The organism is Nitrosomonas eutropha (genome assembly GCF_900116685.1).
GTDB classification, from domain to species: domain Bacteria; phylum Pseudomonadota; class Gammaproteobacteria; order Burkholderiales; family Nitrosomonadaceae; genus Nitrosomonas; species Nitrosomonas eutropha_A.
On sequence record NZ_FPBL01000002.1, the window covers coordinates 246376 to 265595 of the forward strand.

A 19220-nucleotide genomic window follows, 5' to 3' on the forward strand; every position below is an offset into this window, starting at 1 on the left:
TGCCAGTCAGAAGAGTTACATCATTAACCCAAGTTGTAATTATCCAAACTTACAATTATTGGTTAACGTTTACATTACCCTGGAAGGAAACTTGCTGTTGAACTAGCGAGCTGGATCCAAGGTTTTGAGCAACCTGATTCAGGCCTGCACCATTGAACGAATCAGAAATGTTGTTGCTTAAATTTCCACCTGCAAGTGCAACAGCTTCTTCAACTGATAAACCGCCAGCTGACTGACCTGTTACAGATCCTTCCAATGCTGAATTGTTAACAGAATAGGTAGCTGTTGCATCGCCACCATTGGATGCTGCACTGCCATTTTTTGCAGTAGTTTGGCTGTTATCGCTGTTATTGGTATTGTCTACAGTTGCAGTACCGCCATTGTTGGCAGCTGCAGATTGACCTTCAGCAGATGCGGAGCTGTTGTCGCTGTGATCACTGTTGTCAACCGTGGCTGTACTACCATTGTTAGCTGCAGCACTGCCTTGACCACTCGCATCAGCCAAGCTGTTGTCACTGTTATCGCTGTTGTCGCTGTTGTCGCTGTTGTCAGCAGTAGCGGTACTTCCATTATTGGCAGCGGCACCATAGCCGTCAGCATACGCAGAGCTGTTGTCGTTATTGCTGTCAGCGGTGTTGGTGCTGTTGTTGCTGCTGTCGTTATTGCTGTCAGCAGTGTTGGTGCTGTTGTTGCTGCTGTCGTTATTGCTGTCAGCAGTGTTGGTGCTGTTGTCGTTACCGTTGTTGTCAGCAGTGCTCGAGTTGGTGCTGTTGTCATTACCGTTGTTGTCAGCAGTGCTTGAGCTGGTGCTGTTGTCGTTACCGTTGTTGTCAGCAGTGCTTGAGCTGGTGCTGTTGTCATTACCGTTGTTGTCAGCAGTGCTTGAGTTGGTGCTGTTGTCGTTACCGTTGTTGTCAGCAGTGCTTGTGTTGCCATCAGCGGAGGTTGTATTGCCGTTAGCTGTGCTTGCAGTACTTCCATCACCTTTGACGCCAGCAGAGTCAGCTATAGACAACGGTGACGGTACCGCTTCAACTGCCCAAGCATTACCTGCAAAACCAAACGCCAGAACGATACTGGCAGCCAGAATTTTTTTAGAAAATTGATCCATGGTATTTTCCTTTAATATCAACTATTTAATTAAACATAGATATTGCATAACATCTATTGCGTTACTCCAACAAGGCAAACATTGTGAATCAACCACAACCCTTGTTGAGACGAGATACTAAAGAGATCACCATCACAAGGGCAATACTGCAATTGCATACAAGCTATAATTCCAATACAAACAAATAAAAATGCTGCGCGGTTGATAAAAGTTTTTTATGCAATTGTTCCCCAGCCGCATTTGTTTATTTCTTTCTCAGAACAGGTTCTAACATACTCAGAAAAAAATATATTTGCCCCACAGAGCTCACGTAATACTATGTCGGAAAATTTAACAATTACCAATAAAATACTTTATAAAATTAAACATTCACATTAAAAATCAATATATTACATAGCTTGGCATAATTTTTGCTTATTAATCTGTATATACTTACGAATACCGAAGCATTCAGGGAGTACTGCTTTGTAGCGAATCAAGCCTTAAAAATAGCATTCATAACCGCTCGCAAATAGCAGTAACCAGAACAAAGCCTCGATAAAATTGGAATGAAGTTTTATGGACTATGAAAAATATAAGCGCCTGCCCAGATCGCATTACACCTTGCTTGAGGCCAGCCGTGAAAAGAAAACAACCAATACAAAAATCCTCGCACAACACCTCAATCGATCTCCGGCAACCATTCGAACCCAGTTTCAGAGAATCATGGCATTTCTTGAGGTTCACTGCAGATATGAAGCACTGCGTAAAGCAGAGGAGAAAGGTTTGATCAGGCAAAATAGACGCCTCCCCCCTGCCTGTACAGAAGAGAGTAGTTCACCGCAAGCCTAGGAGATAAATCTGGAAAGCCCTCGTCAACTACAGTAAGTTATGCTTACCAAAGATGACTCAAAGCAGAGAAGATTTTTTAGTGAAGACTGTACAATTTATCGACAACCGGTTACTGTCACTCTCCGCCACATTGCGATGACCTGATAAAAACAGGTATCACTCAATACAGGTTAAGAAGCGGGTCAACCCAGTAAACTGGCGATACGTCTGACAGCCTCCCGGAGATTTTCCATAGAAGTCGCAAACGATAACCGCATATAACCCTCGCAACCGAAGGCTGATCCTGGCACAACAGCCACTTCAGCCTGTTCCAGAAGATAACTGCAAAAAGTAACGTCACTGCTGTCCTGCAATACTTGTTGGGATTGCAACCGGCTGATTGCCTGCCTTGCATCCGCAAAAGCATAAAAAGCCCCCTCGGATAATAAACAGTGAATACCTGTTATGGAATTCAGCGCATCTGTCAGAAACTGATTGCGCTCCTTGAAAGCCTCCACCATTGGAATCATGCAGGATTGATCGCCATTTAATGCAGCCTCGGCTGCCATTTGAGCGATAGAGTTCGGGTTGGATGTACTTTGTGACTGGATATTCTCCATCGCGGTAATGATTGTTGCCGGCCCGCCACAATAGCCAATTCGCCAGCCGGTCATGGCATAAGCTTTGGAAACACCATTGAGGACAACGGTGCGTGCTTTCAGATCGGGGCAGGCGTTCAGAATATTGACGAACCTATCACCGGTCAGGAGGATATGCTCATACATATCATCAGTAGCGATCAGAATTTCCGGGTGTTTACGCAATACTGCCCCTAATGCCTGCAATTCCTCCTGGCTGTAGACACCACCGGAAGGGTTTCCCGGGCTGTTGAGAATAAACATGCGGGTTCTGGATGTTATTGTTTTCTCCAGCTGATCAGCTGATATTTTGAATTTCTCTTCAATCCCAGTATTGATAAATACAGGTTTCCCCTGTGCAATCAAGACCATATCCGGATAGGAAACCCAATATGGTGCCGGGATAATGACTTCATCACCTGGATCAATCGTAGCCAGAATCAGGTTGAAAAAACTTTGTTTCCCTCCACTGGAGACCAGAATCTCTCCGGCAGTAAAATTCAGAGAATTTTCCCGCTTGAATTTCGAGATAATTGCCTGCTTTAAAGATGCGGTGCCACCCACAGCCGTATATTTTGTAAAACCATTGCGGATTGCTGTAATCGCCGCATCCTTGATATGCAACGGCGTATCGAAATCCGGCTCACCCGCACCCAGACCAATAATATTTTTCCCTTCCGCCTTGAGCCTGGCCGCTTTGGCAGTCACTGCCAAGGTGGGCGAAGGTTTGATAGCCTGAACGCGTTGCGAGAGTTTCACGAGACAGCTCCTGATGTGTGTGATTTGCGCATGTTAGAATTAAAAAATAATTAAATTTCGAGTACAGCGATCAAACCTGTGATTATTACCTTTCCAGACAGTCCTTACAAGCTCAATCAGGCATTTCAGCCAGCGGGTGATCAATCAGATGCCATCCGCAAGCTGGTGGATGGAATGGAATCAGGCTTATCATTCCAGACGTTGTTAGGCGTAACCGGATCCGGAAAAACGTTCACCATCGCCAATATGATTGCGCAACTCGGGCGCCCGGCCATTATCATGGCCCCGAACAAGACGCTGGCCGCGCAACTCTATGCCGAAATGCGCGAGTTTTTTCCAGAAAATGCGGTTGAGTATTTTGTTTCCTACTATGACTACTATCAGCCGGAAGCTTATGTTCCCTCCCGCGATCTGTTCATCGAAAAAGATTCCAGCATTAACGAACACATTGAACAGATGCGTCTTTCCGCCACAAAATCTCTGCTGGAACGGGAAGATGCCATCATCGTAGCGACTGTATCCTGTATTTACGGTATCGGTGATCCGGTTGATTATCACGGCATGATCCTGCATATACGCGAACATGAAAAAATCACACAGCGCGATATCATCCAGCGACTGGCAGATATGCAATACCAGCGTAACGAATTCGAATTTGCACGGGGTACTTTTCGTGTACGTGGTGATGTGCTGGATGTCTTCCCGGCAGAAAACTCTGAAACGGCTCTGCGTATCTCCCTGTTCGACGACGAAGTGGAGAGCATGGCGCTGTTTGATCCACTCACCGGACATACCCGGCAAAAAGTTTCGCGCTATACAGTCTACCCTTCCAGCCATTACGTTACCCCGCGCAGCACCACCCTGCGCGCGATCGAAACCATCAAAACCGAACTTGCCGAACGACTGAACCATCTTTACGAAAATCATAAATTGGTGGAAGCCCAGCGCTTGGAACAACGTACCCGTTTCGATCTGGAAATGTTAAATGAATTGGGTTTCTGCAAAGGAATCGAAAATTATTCTCGTCATTTATCTGGCCGGCAACCGGGCGACCCACCGCCAACACTCATTGATTACCTGCCGGATAACGCATTGATGATTATTGATGAGAGCCATGTTACCGTTCCTCAAGTTGGTGGAATGTACAAAGGCGATCGTTCAAGAAAGGAGAATCTGGTGGCTTACGGATTTCGCCTGCCTTCCGCGCTGGATAACCGGCCGCTCAGGTTTGAGGAATTTGAAAAACTGATGCCACAAACTATTTTCGTTTCCGCCACACCGGCAGATTATGAAATACAGCACAGTGGCCAGATTGCCGAACAGGTCGTGCGACCAACCGGGCTGGTGGATCCGGTAATCATCATCCGTCCGGTAGCTACCCAAGTGGACGATCTGATGTCTGAAGTCTCAATACGTACCAAACAGGGCGAGCGGACATTAGTTACCACCCTGACCAAGCGCATGGCGGAAGATCTGACCGATTATTTTTCTGATCACGGCATCCGAGTGCGTTATCTGCATTCCGATATTGATACCGTTGAACGGGTTGAAATCATTCGTGATCTGCGCCTGGGCAAATTCGATGTCCTGGTCGGGATCAATCTGTTGCGGGAGGGATTGGATATTCCAGAAGCCTCACTGGTTGGCATACTGGATGCCGATAAAGAAGGTTTCCTCCGTTCAGAACGCTCATTGATCCAAACCATGGGACGCGCCGCCCGGCATATCAATGGAACCGTCATTCTTTATGCCGACAGAATCACCAATTCGATGCGGCGCGCCATTGATGAAACTGAACGGCGACGCAACAAACAGAAGCTGTTCAATCAGCAGAACAATATTACGCCACGCGGTGTCAGCAAGCGGATCAAGGATTTGATCGATGGTGTTTACGACAGTAAAGATGCGGCAGAACATCAGAAGGTAGCGCAAATCCAGGCTCACTACGCGGCCATGGATGAAACACAACTTGCAAAAGAAATTCAGCGATTGGAAAAAACCATGCTGGCAGCAGCCAAAAACATGGAATTTGAACAGGCTGCCCAGTATCGTGATGAAATAAAGAATCTTAAAAACAAGCTGTTTATCGGCATGATTGATCCCGCCGAGGTCGGAGACATACCATCGCCAGCGATTAAAAAATCAGGAAAAAAATCCGGGAAGCGTCTCCAGATCTGATTATTCTCCTCTTCTGCAGGTTTTGCATAGATCGCTCATCCATGCCAAAATAAAAAAGAATATTCGGCTGGGAACAGGGTTTTCCGGCAATTTTACTTCCCTGCTTACAACCAGCACCCACTTCTTCGGACAAAAAATTTGTCCGCGTTATTTCCGGGAATGACCGGCCATCACTGACAGGAGTTTGACAGATTATGTCCACTGATCAGCACAGCACACCCACAAAAAACATCATTTTGTTTGGTGAAGTATTAGCAGATATCTTCCCCGATGGCCCGGTCATGGGCGGGGCACCTTTTAATGTGGGCTATCATCTGCAAGCTTTTGGATTGTGCCCCATTCTGATAACACGTACAGGTAACGATCCTCTTCGCCAGAGATTGATTAAGCTGATGAATAATGCCGGGATGTCTGTTATCGGTGTCCAGCACGATTCACACTACCCCACTGGACAAGTTCAGGTTAAACCACTCGAAAATGGGCATGAATTCGATATTCTGGCTGATCAAGCGTACGATTTTATTGATTCAGATGTTGCCGGCGATACAGCCACAGTCAATAAACCTCAATTAGTGTATTTCGGCACACTGGCACAACGTAACCCGATATCTGGTATAGCACTGGCAGAAGTACTGCGACGTACTCCGCAAGCCCTCCGTCTGCTCGATATCAATTTAAGAGAACCCTGGTATCGTCCGGAAATCATACGGTATTCACTAACCCAGGCAGATCACGTGAAAGTCAATGAAGATGAGCTGGCCAAGTTACCTGACTTATTAACTTTTCAAACTGGTAACGTCCGTGATAGTGCAACCCATCTGGTAGAAACCTTTCAATTAAAAAGCTTACTGGTAACACGCGGCGCCGGTGGTGCCTGGTTGCTTGATCAAACCGGTAACTACACCGAAACAGCTGGCATCACCAATATACCGATTATTGATACTGTTGGTGCGGGGGATGGGTTTTGCGCGGTCTTCATTCTCGGATTACTGCTTGGCTGGCCAGATGCATTAACACTGGAACGCGCAAACCGGTTTGCTGCCGCCTTATGCGGAATACGCGGCGCCACACCGGAATCAGCCAGATTTTATGATGTTTTTCTCAAGAACTGGAACCTGCCATGATAACTAAACGATGTTAGATCAAAAACTTTACATTCTGATGATCAGCGCACATGGCCTGATACGCGGTCATGATATGGAGCTGGGACGTGATGCGGATACCGGCGGGCAGATCACCTATGTTGTCGAACTGGCACGTGCATTGGGACGCAACAGTAATATTGCCCAGGTTGATCTGCTAACGCGCCAGATCGAAGATTCAAAAGTCTCCCCTGATTATGCAGCCCATATCGAAAAACTTGGGCCGAACGCACACATCGTTCGATTACCCTGCGGCCCCCGTAAATATCTGCGTAAAGAATTACTGTGGCCGCACCTGGATCAGATGGTGGATCGCTGTCTGCACTATCTGCGCCAACAAGGGCGCTTACCCGATTTAATCCATACGCATTATGCAGATGCCGGCTATATCGGCCTGCATTTGTCCAATCTGCTGGGCATTCCACAAATACATACAGGCCATTCGCTTGGTCGCCCCAAACGGGAACGCCTGCTTGCCGCTGGACGTAAAGAGCAGACGATTGAGCGACAATTCAATCTATCGCAGCGCATTGCAGCTGAAGAAGAAACACTGGTCCACGCTTCATTGATCGTCACCAGCACCTCGCAGGAGATCGAAGACCAGTATGGTATGTATGAAAATACTGATCCACGCCGCTGCCGGGTTATCCCGCCAGGAACTGATACTTCGCGTTTCTCACCACCTGGGCGTAAGCTGATTGACCCCAACACACAAACAGGCGTAGATCGATTTCTAAGCAATCCCAAGAAACCGATGATTCTGGCTATTTGCCGTCCGGACACGCGCAAGAATCTCGATGGGCTGATCAAGGCATATGGCTCGGATCAAGCGTTGCAGGATATCGCCAACCTGGTGATTGTTGCCGGCTCCCGCGAAGACATTCGCATGATGGAAGCATCGCAGCGCGAAGTCATGAGCGATCTGCTGCTTGATATTGATCGTTATGATTTGTGGGGCAAGATTGCGATCCCCAAGCACTTCACAGCGGAAGACATACCGGAACTTTACCGCCTGGCTGTTCGCAGACGCGGTATCTTTATCAACCCTGCCCTGACCGAACCCTTCGGGCTTACTTTGATTGAAGCCGCGGCCAGCGGCTTGCCCATTATTGCGCCGGAAGATGGCGGGCCGTGTGACATCATCGCCAATTGCCGCAATGGATTACTCGTCAATACACTGAACCATACAAACATCGCCAGTGCACTGAAAGAAGCATTATCCGACAGGAAACGTTGGCGTGACTGGTCCAGAAACGGCATAACCAATGTCAGACGCCACTACACCTGGGATGCCCACGTTACAAAATATATAAGAGAAATCAATAAACTACTGCGCAAGGAACGCAAACGTCTGCGTCGCCAGTTTGCAGCCACACTGCACACCGATTGGGCACCAATTCCACTGGCGAGAAAAATGATCATCAGCGATATCGACAACACCTTGCTTGGTGATGAACAAGGTCTGGCGGAACTGCTGCAATGGCTGCGAGCACACGCCAATACCGTTTCATTTGGCGTTGCCACCGGGAGGTCGGTTGAAAGTGCTGTAAAAATTCTCAAAAAATGGCATGTACCAATGCCTGATATCCTGATCACCTCGGTTGGCAGCGAAATCAATTACTGGCCATCCTTGCGCCCGGATCAGGGCTGGAGTAACCACATCCGCCACCAATGGCGACGAGAAACGCTAGCTGAAGCACTACAAGCAATCCCGGGGCTGACGCTCCAATCCCATGAAAATCAGCGCGAATTCAAGTTAAGTTATTCGGTTACACCCGAGCAAATGCCGCCACTCGAACAACTGTACCAGTATCTGCACCAGCAAAATCTCCATGCCAAACTAATCTATTCACATGAAACATTCCTGGATGTATTACCAGCACGAGCTTCCAAAGGCCTGGCAGTACGTTATCTGGCATATAAGTGGGGATTATCACTACGAAATTTTCTGATAGCCGGAGACTCCGGCAACGATGAAGAAATGCTGGTGGGCGATACGCTGGGAGTAGTGGTGGGGAATCACAGCCCGGAACTGGAACCGCTACGCGGGCTGGAACAGATGTATTTTGCAAACAATACTTATGCTCGTGGAATCCTCGAAGGGTTGGAGCACTACAATTTTGCACAATAAGGATTTTTGCCATGACCACGATTGACACACTAGCCACTTGCACCCAACAAAACAGAGATGCTGTCTATACATTATTACGCCGCTATTTCTCAACGAACCGCCCCCTGCTCCTGCAATCCGATCTGCGGGATGAACTACTGCAGTTGGAAAAAGATTGCGAGCGATCCGATATGCTTCACGAATTCGTATTTCGCCTGCAGGAAGGCGTATTTTGTTCACCCTGGGCTTATTTCGTGCTCCGGCCAGGCGTTGCAAAATGGGAATTTGTGCGTATTCATCAGGAACATCTCATCCCGGAAAAGATTACCGTCAGTGAGTTTCTCGGGTTCAAGGAATCGACTATCAAAGGAGAGACAACCGAATCCATCCTGGAAGTTGATTTTGGCCCGTTTAACCGGGGATTTCCCAAGTTAAAGGAATCTCGATCGATCGGACAGGGAGTCATCTTCCTTAACCGCCAGCTCTCCAGTGAAATGTTTACCCGCATTGAAACTGGCAATACCGGATTGCTGCATTTTCTGGGAGTCCATGCCATTGATGGGCAACAACTAATGTTCAGCAGCAATTCACGTAGTATCAACACGATGCGCAGCCAGTTGCGCCAGGCATTGGAAATGCTGGAAACAATAGATGGTGCAACTCCCTGGGCCGAGCTGACACAGAAAATGAGCAGGCTTGGATTTGCGCCAGGCTGGGGGCACAACGCCGCACGGGTGACTGAGACCATGAATATGTTGATGGATATTCTGGAAGCGCCCTCTCCTTCTGCACTTGAAGCATTTCTGGCGCGTATTCCCATGATTTCCCGCCTGCTGATCCTTTCTCCTCACGGCTATTTTGGACAGGATAATGTACTCGGATTGCCGGATACTGGCGGCCAAGTCGTCTATATTCTGGATCAGGTACGCGCGCTGGAACAGGAAATGCGTGATCGGTTACAGCTGCAGGGCGTTCAGGTTGAACCTAAAATACTGATTGTCACCCGCCTGATTCCTGATGCGGGTGACACTACTTGCAATCAACGGTTGGAAAAGGTCAGCGGCTGTACTAACGCCTGGATTCTACGCGTACCATTTCGCAAACAAAGCGGAGAAATTATTCCCCACTGGATCTCGCGCTTCGAGATATGGCCTCATCTCGAAACATTTACACTGGATGTCGAGCGAGAGGCACTGGCAGAACTGGGTGGACGGCCCGATCTCATCATCGGCAATTACTCGGATGGCAACCTGGTTGCCACCCTGCTCAGCAGAAAACTGGGCGTCACCCAGTGCAACATCGCACACGCACTGGAGAAAACTAAATATCTGCATTCTGACATTTACTGGCAGGAAAATGAGGATAAATACCATTTCTCCTGCCAGTACACTGCCGATTTGCTGGCGATGAATGCGGCTGATTTTATCGTAACCAGCACCTATCAGGAAATTGCGGGGACGCGCGAGGCAGAGGGTCAATACGAAAGTTATCGAGCCTTTTCCATGCCTGGTCTTTATCGGGTGATTGACGGAATTGATCTGTTCGATCCAAAATTCAATATCGTTTCCCCAGGCGCTGATGCTGAAGTGTATTTCCCCTATACCGATCAACCCAGGCGTCTGCATAGTCTGATTCCGGAAATCGAATCTCTGCTCTTTGGCGATACGGCAAATCTTCCAGCCCGAGGCGGGCTGCAGGATTCGGACAAGCCCCTGATCTTCACTATGGCACGTCTGGATCGTATTAAAAATATCACCGGGCTGGTTGAATCATACGGTGCTTCACAGCGTTTACGCTCGCTTGCCAATCTGATAATAGTGGGTGGAAAAACAGATCCGCAACACTCCTCTGACCATGAAGAACAAGAGCAGATACACCGCATGCATCAACTGATGGACGAATACAAGCTTGATTCGCAGGTACGCTGGTTGGGCATGCGTCTGGATAAAAATCTGGCTGGGGAGCTTTATCGCTATATTGCCGACAAGCGCGGCATATTCGTACAACCTGCCTTGTTCGAGGCATTCGGGCTAACTATCATTGAAGCTATGGCATCCGGCCTGCCAACTTTTGCCACCCGCTACGGTGGCCCACTGGAAATCATCCAGCACAATCGTTCCGGTTTTCACATCGACCCCAATCAGGGGGCTGCTACTGCCGATTTGATAGCAGATTTTCTTGAAAAAAGTCAGAAAAATCCATCGGAATGGGAGCGCCTCTCGCAAGGCGCACTGGATCGCGTTGCCAGCCGCTACACCTGGAAACTCTACGCAGAACGTATGATGACGCTATCGCGCATATACAGCTTCTGGAAATTTGTCAGCGGACTTGAACGGGAAGAAACCGATCGCTACCTCAACATGTTCTACCACCTGCAATTCCGGCCACTGGCGAACAGGCTGGCCGGTGATGCCTAATTAAGGACCAGTCTGCATAACTTCTGCACCACTATTGTGACTACAAATGTAATGAAGTAGAGAGTATCCCAGAAAATCCGTTTTATCAAATACTTCGGATCGTACGTCGCTATACTACTTGCGATAACGAAGTTTTGCAGAGATCCCCCCAAGACATCCTCAAAAATACTCGTTTGGTTGCCGTTTCTCAATCATCTGTTTATCAAGATATAAGAGAAGATGACGAAACGCACATTTCAATCCACGCAGACTGATTCTCGGATTTCTCCACAAACTTATCTCACCATACATTCAGAAAGGCGCAACCAAGGCATTCCGGTCTTAACAGTTCTGACAGGCACTTTGAATGATATCCAGAGAATATGGTGCCATTGGATACAGCAAGAAAGTAGAGATACAGTCGTCTGGTCATCCGGAATGGCTAAATCACTCTCGATCAGCTGGATAGAGAAGCTACTTGCAAGAGCCGACCTGCAGCACCAATTGCTACTGTATCTGGCGCAGGCCAATCAGTGCACTGCGGAAGAAATCCTCCTTACGCTGAGAAGTAAATCAAGTTACGAATTGGAGATTTTCCAACGACAGTTACCCATTCAGCTCTCTACACAAGAATCATTACTCCTCAGCTGGTTTTTGACACAAATCGCCTTATCTCGTGAACTGACACCCGATCTGGCGTCAAATCTGGCACAGGCCATGAAACTGGAAGATGGAGAAAATCTAGCACAAGGTATCACAGCTTTTACCAAATTATTGCCAGTGGTAGTTTTACCCGGCTTACTAGTGGAAATGACTGATGATGAATTATTACGATCGCCATTCACTCGCATACTGGCGCAGATTGCAGAGTGCCTGCCTAAAATACCAGTTGCATTATCGATCGTGCCTGCACATTTCGAAAACTACTGTACAAAAGCACCTGAATCAAGAATAAAGGCCATGTTACGCCTGGGTATTATCAAAGCACAGCCCTATTCAAATTCTCATTACATCTTATCTGACAAGACAAATCAGATTCTTCGACAATGTAATGCACCAACGCAATTGTATGAGGAAGCGCAATCATTATTCTGGTTGATCGCTGAAAAGAAAGATGATCCTTCTATTGCTCGCAGTCAGGCCGAGCAGTTTTTATTTCACATACTGGAGTGGGTACCGGAAACACGCGGTGTATTCAAGTTAAACGTCAAAATGTCGTTTAAATTTGGGAATCGATTGATGGAGATTGATTTATTTTCCACTGCTGATCGAATAGCCTTGGAAATAGATGGCTATTATCATTTTCAGGGTCCGGAATCCTGGCGTCGAGATCGACGTAAGGATCTTGCGTTACAAATGCAAGACGTACTTATCTTACGTTTCTTGGCAGAAGATGTCATTTCCCGACTGGATGAAATTCTTGATAGCGTTTACCAAGCATTACAACACCGACGAAATAAAAATTAAACCAGAGAATCAATAATGAGAAAAATCGGACATCTGATACTTCAAGAGCTTATTCCAATTCGATTCCTGGCTTGTTCAGCTAATGGATTAACGATCAATGAGGTAAAAAAATCATTAAGTCCTGTTTTCTATCAAGCGCTCTCAAATAATGAATGGCTGCAAGCATTGCAGCAACTAACCGAACAGGAGCTGTTAAGCAGAATAGGCAAGCAGCGGTTTCACATCACAATTACAGGACAGGAACAAGCACTACAAAAATTGGGGCTACCATCTTTACCCCCGGCATTACGCTGGCTGACATTGAGAAATAGCTATCTAATTGCCACCCTGTTGGGATTACCTGCCCCGATCAATGAGCGTGATCGCCTATCTATTACAAGTGCTGATGGCCTCCGGGCAGCTATTTTGGCCAATGCCTTCAAACTTGCTATCAGCGCTTACTCTTCTCTGATCAAGGTTAGAGATAATCTGCTCTGGCAACAATTAGCCCAGCCCACTGACAGCGCAAATCTACAGCACAAATTAGCAGCATCTAATATCACACACGCCAAACCTTTTACGACAAGCTCGGTTGCGGTCCTGCTTCTCAGTGGTCTATTAGGAACCGAGCATGAATTATCTTGGGATAGTGCATTAAAACAACTGGCTGCAAAAGCTGTAGGTGCACGGCGCATCAGTCCAGAAGAACTACGACTAGCAATTCTCAGAACGGCTACACAACCTCCACAGCAGCCTGAGATATTAGAAAAACAACTTGCACAGCAACCTGAACCATTGAATCTGGAACACTTCGCTAACCAGGTAAATCAATCTGCCAGACGCTGCCAAATGGGTAAATTTGGTGATAACAAACTATTTATCTCGCACGTTTGGCACCAAATAGAGCGTGAGGGTAATACATTTGGGCTGGATCTGAATGAGTTCAAATACTACCTGACACTTGCCAATAACAAGGGGTTAGTCAGCCTAAGTCGTGCAGATCTTCCTTATGCTATGGATCAAGATGCCGTCTCGTTGTCAGAAACTCTTTATCTAAACTCGACTTTCCATTTTATACGTTTGAAACCATAAAATGTCTGGAACCTCACAAGAAGAATACCTAAAGATTTTTCGTTCCCGCGTAAAGGAAGATATTTTCCATTCCATTACGCATCACAATCAGATTTGGCAACCTGATCCTTATGATATTGAAAGCATCCACCAGGAAAGCCGTGAGTGCTTTGAACGGTTATTGAATCGTGTAAGTAACTGTGAGCAAACAGACTCGGGGCGCATCATGCTGTTGCTGGGAGAGTCTGGAGCTGGAAAAACCCATCTTATGCGTGCTTTCCGTAATTACACGCATGAAAAGTCACTAGGATATTTTTCCTATATGCAAATGACTTCTTCTATTTCAAATTATGCGAGCTATGCGCTTCATTACACGATAGATTCTCTCGACAAACCGTATTGTGCAATTAATGGCAGCACGACGGGATTGATGCACTTATCCAATGCGTTAATTGAAAGACGACAGATTGTTTCACAACATGCCATTGAGCAACTGCGCAATGGTGAATTAAACCATGACGAGTTGAGTAAGCTAATTTCTCAGATCACCGATACCATTCTGAATAAAGAAGGGGAGCAATTCCGGCACGTTGATCTTGATTTAATTCGCGTACTCCTCTATCTACAGCACGACGAACCCGCTATTCATGCCAGAGTTCGTAAGTATCTTCGCTGCGAAAATATGTCGGAATACGATTGCAAGATCCTCGGCAATATCACACCGCGTGTTCAGGAAGGTGCCCCGGATCGTTTGTTACAGGCGCTGGCATATTTAATGATGGCAATCAATAAAGGAGCCTTTATTATTTGCCTTGATCAGTTGGAAGATATTCACCCTGCAGATGAGGCTGAAATAAAATTTCGGCATGCAATGGAAAAAATGACAAAACTGGCTGAAATTCCCAATGTGGTCGTTGTAATAGCGGGCCTGGAAGAGATATATCGTTCTCAACTCAGAAACAGCCTACCAAATTCACTAATAGATCGGATCGAACGTGATCCCGATACGATTACACTCTGCGGGGAGCGCAGCAAAACAGAAATACGCGAAATAATTAGTATAAGGCTAAAAGCTCTCTATGATAGCCATGAAATCGATTTCTGTTCAGGTGAATCTATTTTTCCTTTCCAGGATGAGACACCTACTCTGTTGGCCGGGATGAAAACGCGCCAAATCATTGACTGGTGCCGCCAGGAACGTGAATATTCAATCCGCACGGGTAATCTTCCGCGATTACCCGACAAAAACAGAGACACACCACCACAAACAGAAGAGAGTGATAAAAAAATCATCCAGCCATTAGAACAGCTATGGAATGATCATTTAGCTCATCCGCATGCTATACCCGAAAATGAGGATGAAATGTTGCAGTTACTCGGACGCGGGATTGAACATTGTGCCGTTGAATTAAATCATTCGCTCAAATGCAATATTGTACAACGGGATAATTTTCTGGATATAGACATTCAAAATTCTGCGGAAAATATTGCCATTTGTTCAACCATAGGTTTATGCCAAAAACCTTCACAAGGAGGCGCACTGGCAAGACAAATCAATAAACTACAAACAGCGGCAGGCAGACGTACGGCGATCTCTATCCGCTCTATCGAGTTTCCCGCTAATCCAAAAACCCAGATCGCTATCCAACTGGGTAAATTCGTAGCAGATGGTGGTAAAAAAGTGCTGATCCCGGATGCTGACTGGCGCACGATGGTAGCCATGGAATCATTCCATAAACAATACGCAGAACGATCTGACTTCAAGAGTTGGCTGCAAAAGGAACAGCCATTGCTCAGCCTGCCCTCAATTCAGCAAATTCTGGATCTTGAAATGACTCTGAAAAGAGCCGAAACCTCCTCCGTTCCAGCAAATGCACAGCCACCAGTTCCTCCTGCTCTTGTGAACGTGCAACTATTGGCCCCAGATACCTCACAGCTAAAAATAGGCATGACTCAGGGCTACCAACCCTCCTCTTACAAGGTTGATATTTCTCAATTCGTGCGTCACGCTGCTTTTTTGGGTGGTTCCGGGAGTGGCAAAACAACCTTGGCCTTGAATATTATCGAGCAATTGCTGCTGCAAGGCATTCCGGCAATCCTGCTGGATCGAAAGGGAGACCTTTGCAGCTATGCAAAAGACGAAGCATGGCGCAGCCCTGTCGCGGACCCAATACGCGCTCAAATGCGTAAGGATTTACGTAATAAAATTGAAGTCATCGTTTACACACCTGGCGCTATTGAAGGACAAGGCCGTCCTTTAAGCATACCTATCGTACCTAAGGGATTAGAGAACTTATCATCTGGAGAATGTGATCAGCTGGCCAACCATGCAGCCTTCTCTCTAGGAAGAATTATGGGTTATAAAGATCACGGCCAGGATAAAGCCCGAATCGTCATTCTCGGGAAAGCAATTTCCATTCTCGGCCAGTTGAACAAGAATCATGCATTGACAATCAATCATCTGCTGGATTTTATTGACAAGGATGACCCGTTGTTACTCAATGCAATTGGAAGACTGGATCCTAAGTTATCTAAAAAACTGGTGCAGGATTTGCAAACGCTGGCGTTGGGACATGGAACCCTGTTTTCCCGGTCAGGAGAATTACTGAATACCGAAAATTTATTCGGTCATTCAACCGAAAAAACCAGGCTAAGTATCATCAGTACCAGCAATCTGGGTAACAATGACAACGTATTGTTCTGGGTATCGCAGCTATTGCTGGATATTGGCCGCTTCGCAGCAAAATCGCCGAGTGATAAACTGCAAGGCGTCATTTTGCTCGATGAAGCAGATCTTTATTTGCCAGCTCAATCCAAGCCAGCTACTAAAGAACCATTGGAAAATCTGCTCAGACGCGCCCGCTCGGCAGGAATTGGATTGATGCTTGCAACCCAAAGCCCAGGCGATCTGGATTATCGATCACGTGACCAGATCTCTACATGGTTTATCGGGTGCATTAAAGAAAAAACTGCTCTAGATAAATTGAAACCCATGTTAAGTGAAGCGAAAACGGATGTTTCCAGCAAACTGGCCAATCAATCAACCGGGGAATTTTACGCCATTCATAATGGAGAAGTCAGCAGCATCAAGGCAGATCTTTCTCTCGTGCAGGCCGAACAAGTGTCTGCACACGAAATTTTAAAGCTGGCCGGCAGGAAAAAAGATAATCGTATTTCAACCTTTTTTCAAAACGTGTTTACAAGCTCCTGATTCTGCTCTATCACACATTTAAAAGTTTTTTCCATTACACTCATCTTGTGTCTGATCTAGGCGTAGGGATTCTCGAAAGCACCATAGAGAGTACTTACCAACACGACAGATTCAGCTGGAATCAGCGCAATAACCCTTATCAATCTGCAAAGGCTCAAAAAGAAAACCAGGCAGAAAAAGCAATAAGCGTCAGCAGACGCTGATTATCCTTCTGATAAAAACCTGCTTTACTTCTCTACTTTAATTTGTGTGGATGTAACGAAAATCAATTCGTTAAAAGTCCGGTTCAGGGTTTTGCTGGTGAAGTTGTGCATTTTCATATTCTCTACGAAACGAATATGTTCACCTTTCTCAACTTTGGTTGTCGGTGCGGCTATCCAGAATTTCTTGTCACCGTTTGCCAGCTCCATATAGGTATATCCCGCTGTATCGATAGATGAGACAACAATGCCCTCATCAGCAGGAAACGTTTCAGCTCCGGCTGGTACTTCTGCGTAAGCAGCAGAGACATTAAAGCTGATAAGTGAAGCCGACAAAATTACAGCAAATAGCGTTTTGAACATGTTTTTTTCCTTTCCAAAGTTGAAAAATACGATCCCGGCTTATCGGTCAGAACCGGAAGTTATGTTGTGCATAGAATAAATCAGGTGAAACACCCGGGCGCTGATTCTTGACGAATGTACCGGTAAAAAGTTTTGAATAGCCCAACAAAATATCATGATGGCGACTGACATGGAAATTAACCACAAAATCTATTTCATCTCCGACATGGCTGCCTGATTGACCGTTGATATCCCGTATAAATCCCACCCCTGCCGCGTTGTATAGGTAATCACGCTTGTTTGCCAGATAAAAGCGGTGATACTGCCCAGTGAGTGATACCCATGGCTGCGGATTCATCGAAAACTGGGCATTGAAGTCATGAATATTCTGCCGCCCTACCTGATCCATATACCCGAAATAATAATGGCCAAACGGGAAAAGCTGGTTAAACGTATTGCTATGTCCATCACTTGGGTTTTTATCTCCCGAAGCAAAGTCATAGCGTAACCAGAATTGAGGATTCATCGGCAAAGGCAGCTGATAACCTACCCCGGAAGCAATAGAAAAAGCGGAAATATCAAGATGGGAACGCCTCCCGAACTGATACATACCCTCCAGTTCGTAGAGGATACGTTCATAATCACCCGCCCAGCGCGCGCCAATGGTATGCAGCACCGAATTGCCTTGTAGCACATTACCCTGGGTGATATTGGCAGGAGAAACAGCCCTGTTATCAATCAGACTCAAGTAATACAGATCAAGCACCTGGCCTGGAATTGCTTTGTAAGTTCCCCACAAACCGACAAAATTACGATCTTTATCCCAATTATCAAACTGATTAGGCTCAGTCACCATTGGTCGTACCCAGAACGCATCCAGATTGAATGTCGGGTTTTGCCAAAAAGTCTTTATCCCTTGGAATGTACGACGGGTATTCGCCCAATCCAGTGTCGATATCAACCGCTGTGATCCGTACAGGAGCTCCTGGCGCCCTACTCGCAGATAAGCCGGACCATCCATGAATTGCCCCAGTTTGACGTCTGCAAACAGATTAAGCATATCAGTATGATTCTTGTCGATAGCAAGCGGCGGTAAATCCAACCCTAATGCACGTGCATCCAGCATCTCGGCAAATAACCGGAAGCGATCCTGGTACCAGAGATCAGCATGAAGCCGTGTTCGTAACAGATGGTAATCATTGTTGGCTTTTGCTGGGTTCAGACGGCTGTCGGTTTCATGCATGTAGCGATACCAAAAACTGCCGCCGAAAGACAGCAGCCAGTCATCACCCAAATGAATACGTTTAACCGGATCAAAAAAATCCTTCTCATGACCTGGTTGTTCAAGATAGCGGGAATCAAAATCAAACGCCGGCGTTGTTGTCAGCGCTGAAGGCGGGTGAGGGTCAAACTGTGGCTTATCCCGTCTGTTGCCATCAAACCAGTCCAGTAATGAAAAATAGCCGGGGTCTGCTGGAGGCTTGCCAAAAATCCCGGAGCGAGGCGGTGGTGTTACCGGAGGGGCCTTAGACCAGTCAAACTGATTTTCGGTAGCAAAGTGATCACTGGCAAACACCTGGCTGCTCCCGCTTATACAAATGAGACAGGCGATGGTTACCTGCAGACTAGCTCTGATTGTACTTGATAGTTTATCTATAAACGATTCAGTCAATTTCTTAATCAAACTGTTCTGACTCAGGCCGAGGTCAGTAGCGTCAGTTATATACATTCTGTAATAATTATTGTGAAAAGGAATAATTAAAAGTTTCGGGTTGATTATTCTTTGTATCGAACCCCGAAATATCC

At 46.5% G+C, this 19220-nt stretch carries 14 protein-coding genes; 10 read left to right on the plus strand and 4 right to left on the minus strand.

The window, feature by feature from the left end:
* Positions 1-55 precede the first annotated feature (55 nt).
* A complete protein-coding gene (locus BM331_RS11990; RefSeq protein WP_218154544.1) occupies positions 56-505 on the minus strand; it encodes a hypothetical protein in 450 nt (149 codons plus the stop codon).
* On the opposite strand from BM331_RS11990, the gene BM331_RS11995 reads away from it, so the two are divergent.
* The 3 genes from BM331_RS11995 (at position 485) to BM331_RS03785 (ending at position 1942) form a co-directional block, all read left to right on the plus strand.
* Positions 485-802: a hypothetical protein gene (locus BM331_RS11995; protein ID WP_218154545.1), complete on the plus strand. Its 318-nt coding sequence runs from the start codon at positions 485-487 to the stop codon at positions 800-802. The two genes, BM331_RS11990 and BM331_RS11995, sit on opposite strands and share 21 nt — an antisense overlap.
* Positions 771-1106, plus strand: a complete 336-nt coding sequence (locus BM331_RS12000; RefSeq protein WP_218154546.1) for a hypothetical protein — start codon at positions 771-773, stop codon at positions 1104-1106. The genes BM331_RS11995 and BM331_RS12000 overlap by 32 nt, the downstream gene beginning before the upstream one ends.
* Positions 1107-1669: 563 nt before the next feature.
* Positions 1670-1942, plus strand: coding sequence for a helix-turn-helix domain-containing protein (locus BM331_RS03785; RefSeq protein WP_074927203.1), 273 nt, complete (start codon positions 1670-1672; stop codon positions 1940-1942).
* Between the two features lie 182 nt (positions 1943-2124).
* Here the strand turns inward: BM331_RS03785 and BM331_RS03790 are convergent, their stop codons facing one another.
* Entirely contained in the window at positions 2125-3318 is a 1194-nt protein-coding gene (locus BM331_RS03790) for a pyridoxal phosphate-dependent aminotransferase (protein ID WP_074927205.1), read from the minus strand.
* Positions 3319-3396: 78 nt separating this feature from the next.
* On the opposite strand from BM331_RS03790, the gene uvrB reads away from it, so the two are divergent.
* The 7 genes from uvrB (at position 3397) to BM331_RS03825 (ending at position 16872) form a co-directional block, all read left to right on the plus strand.
* On the plus strand, positions 3397-5496 hold the full coding sequence (uvrB, locus tag BM331_RS03795) for an excinuclease ABC subunit UvrB (RefSeq protein ID WP_074927207.1): 2100 nt from the start codon (positions 3397-3399) through the stop codon (positions 5494-5496).
* 194 nt (positions 5497-5690) lie between these two features.
* Positions 5691-6620 (plus strand): carbohydrate kinase family protein, encoded by a 930-nt coding sequence (locus tag BM331_RS03800; protein ID WP_074927209.1) that lies wholly within the window; start codon positions 5691-5693, stop codon positions 6618-6620.
* A 10-nt stretch (positions 6621-6630) separates the two neighbouring features.
* Positions 6631-8769, plus strand: a complete 2139-nt coding sequence (locus BM331_RS03805) for an HAD-IIB family hydrolase (protein ID WP_074927211.1) — start codon at positions 6631-6633, stop codon at positions 8767-8769.
* Positions 8770-8780: 11 nt separating this feature from the next.
* Entirely contained in the window at positions 8781-11165 is a 2385-nt protein-coding gene (locus tag BM331_RS03810) for a sucrose synthase (RefSeq protein ID WP_074927213.1), read from the plus strand.
* Positions 11166-11384: 219 nt separating this feature from the next.
* The gene (locus BM331_RS03815) at positions 11385-12611 is read left to right on the plus strand and encodes an endonuclease domain-containing protein (RefSeq protein ID WP_083414671.1); all 1227 of its coding nucleotides are present in this window, start codon (positions 11385-11387) and stop codon (positions 12609-12611) included.
* Positions 12612-12626: 15 nt separating this feature from the next.
* Positions 12627-13682 (plus strand): hypothetical protein, encoded by a 1056-nt coding sequence (locus tag BM331_RS03820; RefSeq protein ID WP_074927216.1) that lies wholly within the window; start codon positions 12627-12629, stop codon positions 13680-13682.
* Position 13683: 1 nt separating this feature from the next.
* A complete protein-coding gene (locus BM331_RS03825; protein WP_074927218.1) occupies positions 13684-16872 on the plus strand; it encodes a helicase HerA domain-containing protein in 3189 nt (1062 codons plus the stop codon).
* A gap of 227 nt (positions 16873-17099) precedes the next feature.
* Here BM331_RS03825 and BM331_RS03830 read toward each other — a convergent pair whose 3' ends face one another.
* Positions 17100-17435 (minus strand): NrfJ, encoded by a 336-nt coding sequence (locus BM331_RS03830; protein ID WP_074927220.1) that lies wholly within the window; start codon positions 17433-17435, stop codon positions 17100-17102.
* Positions 17436-17481: 46 nt separating this feature from the next.
* On the minus strand, positions 17482-18990 hold the full coding sequence (locus tag BM331_RS03835; RefSeq protein WP_371265329.1) for an alginate export family protein: 1509 nt from the start codon (positions 18988-18990) through the stop codon (positions 17482-17484).
* Positions 18991-19220 lie beyond the last annotated feature (230 nt).

Bases quoted from the DNA above. Each gene is read 5' to 3' on its own strand.
- BM331_RS03785 (WP_074927203.1), top strand. From the start codon at position 1,670: ATGGACTATGAAAAATATAAGCGCCTGCCCAGATCGCATTACACCTTG.
- BM331_RS03800 (WP_074927209.1), top strand. From the start codon at position 5,691: ATGTCCACTGATCAGCACAGCACACCCACAAAAAACATCATTTTGTTT.
- BM331_RS03805 (WP_074927211.1), top strand. From the start codon at position 6,631: ATGTTAGATCAAAAACTTTACATTCTGATGATCAGCGCACATGGCCTG.
- BM331_RS03810 (WP_074927213.1), top strand. From the start codon at position 8,781: ATGACCACGATTGACACACTAGCCACTTGCACCCAACAAAACAGAGAT.
- BM331_RS03815 (WP_083414671.1), top strand. From the start codon at position 11,385: ATGACGAAACGCACATTTCAATCCACGCAGACTGATTCTCGGATTTCT.
- BM331_RS03820 (WP_074927216.1), top strand. From the start codon at position 12,627: ATGAGAAAAATCGGACATCTGATACTTCAAGAGCTTATTCCAATTCGA.
- BM331_RS03825 (WP_074927218.1), top strand. From the start codon at position 13,684: ATGTCTGGAACCTCACAAGAAGAATACCTAAAGATTTTTCGTTCCCGC.
- BM331_RS03830 (WP_074927220.1), bottom strand. From the start codon at position 17,435: ATGTTCAAAACGCTATTTGCTGTAATTTTGTCGGCTTCACTTATCAGC.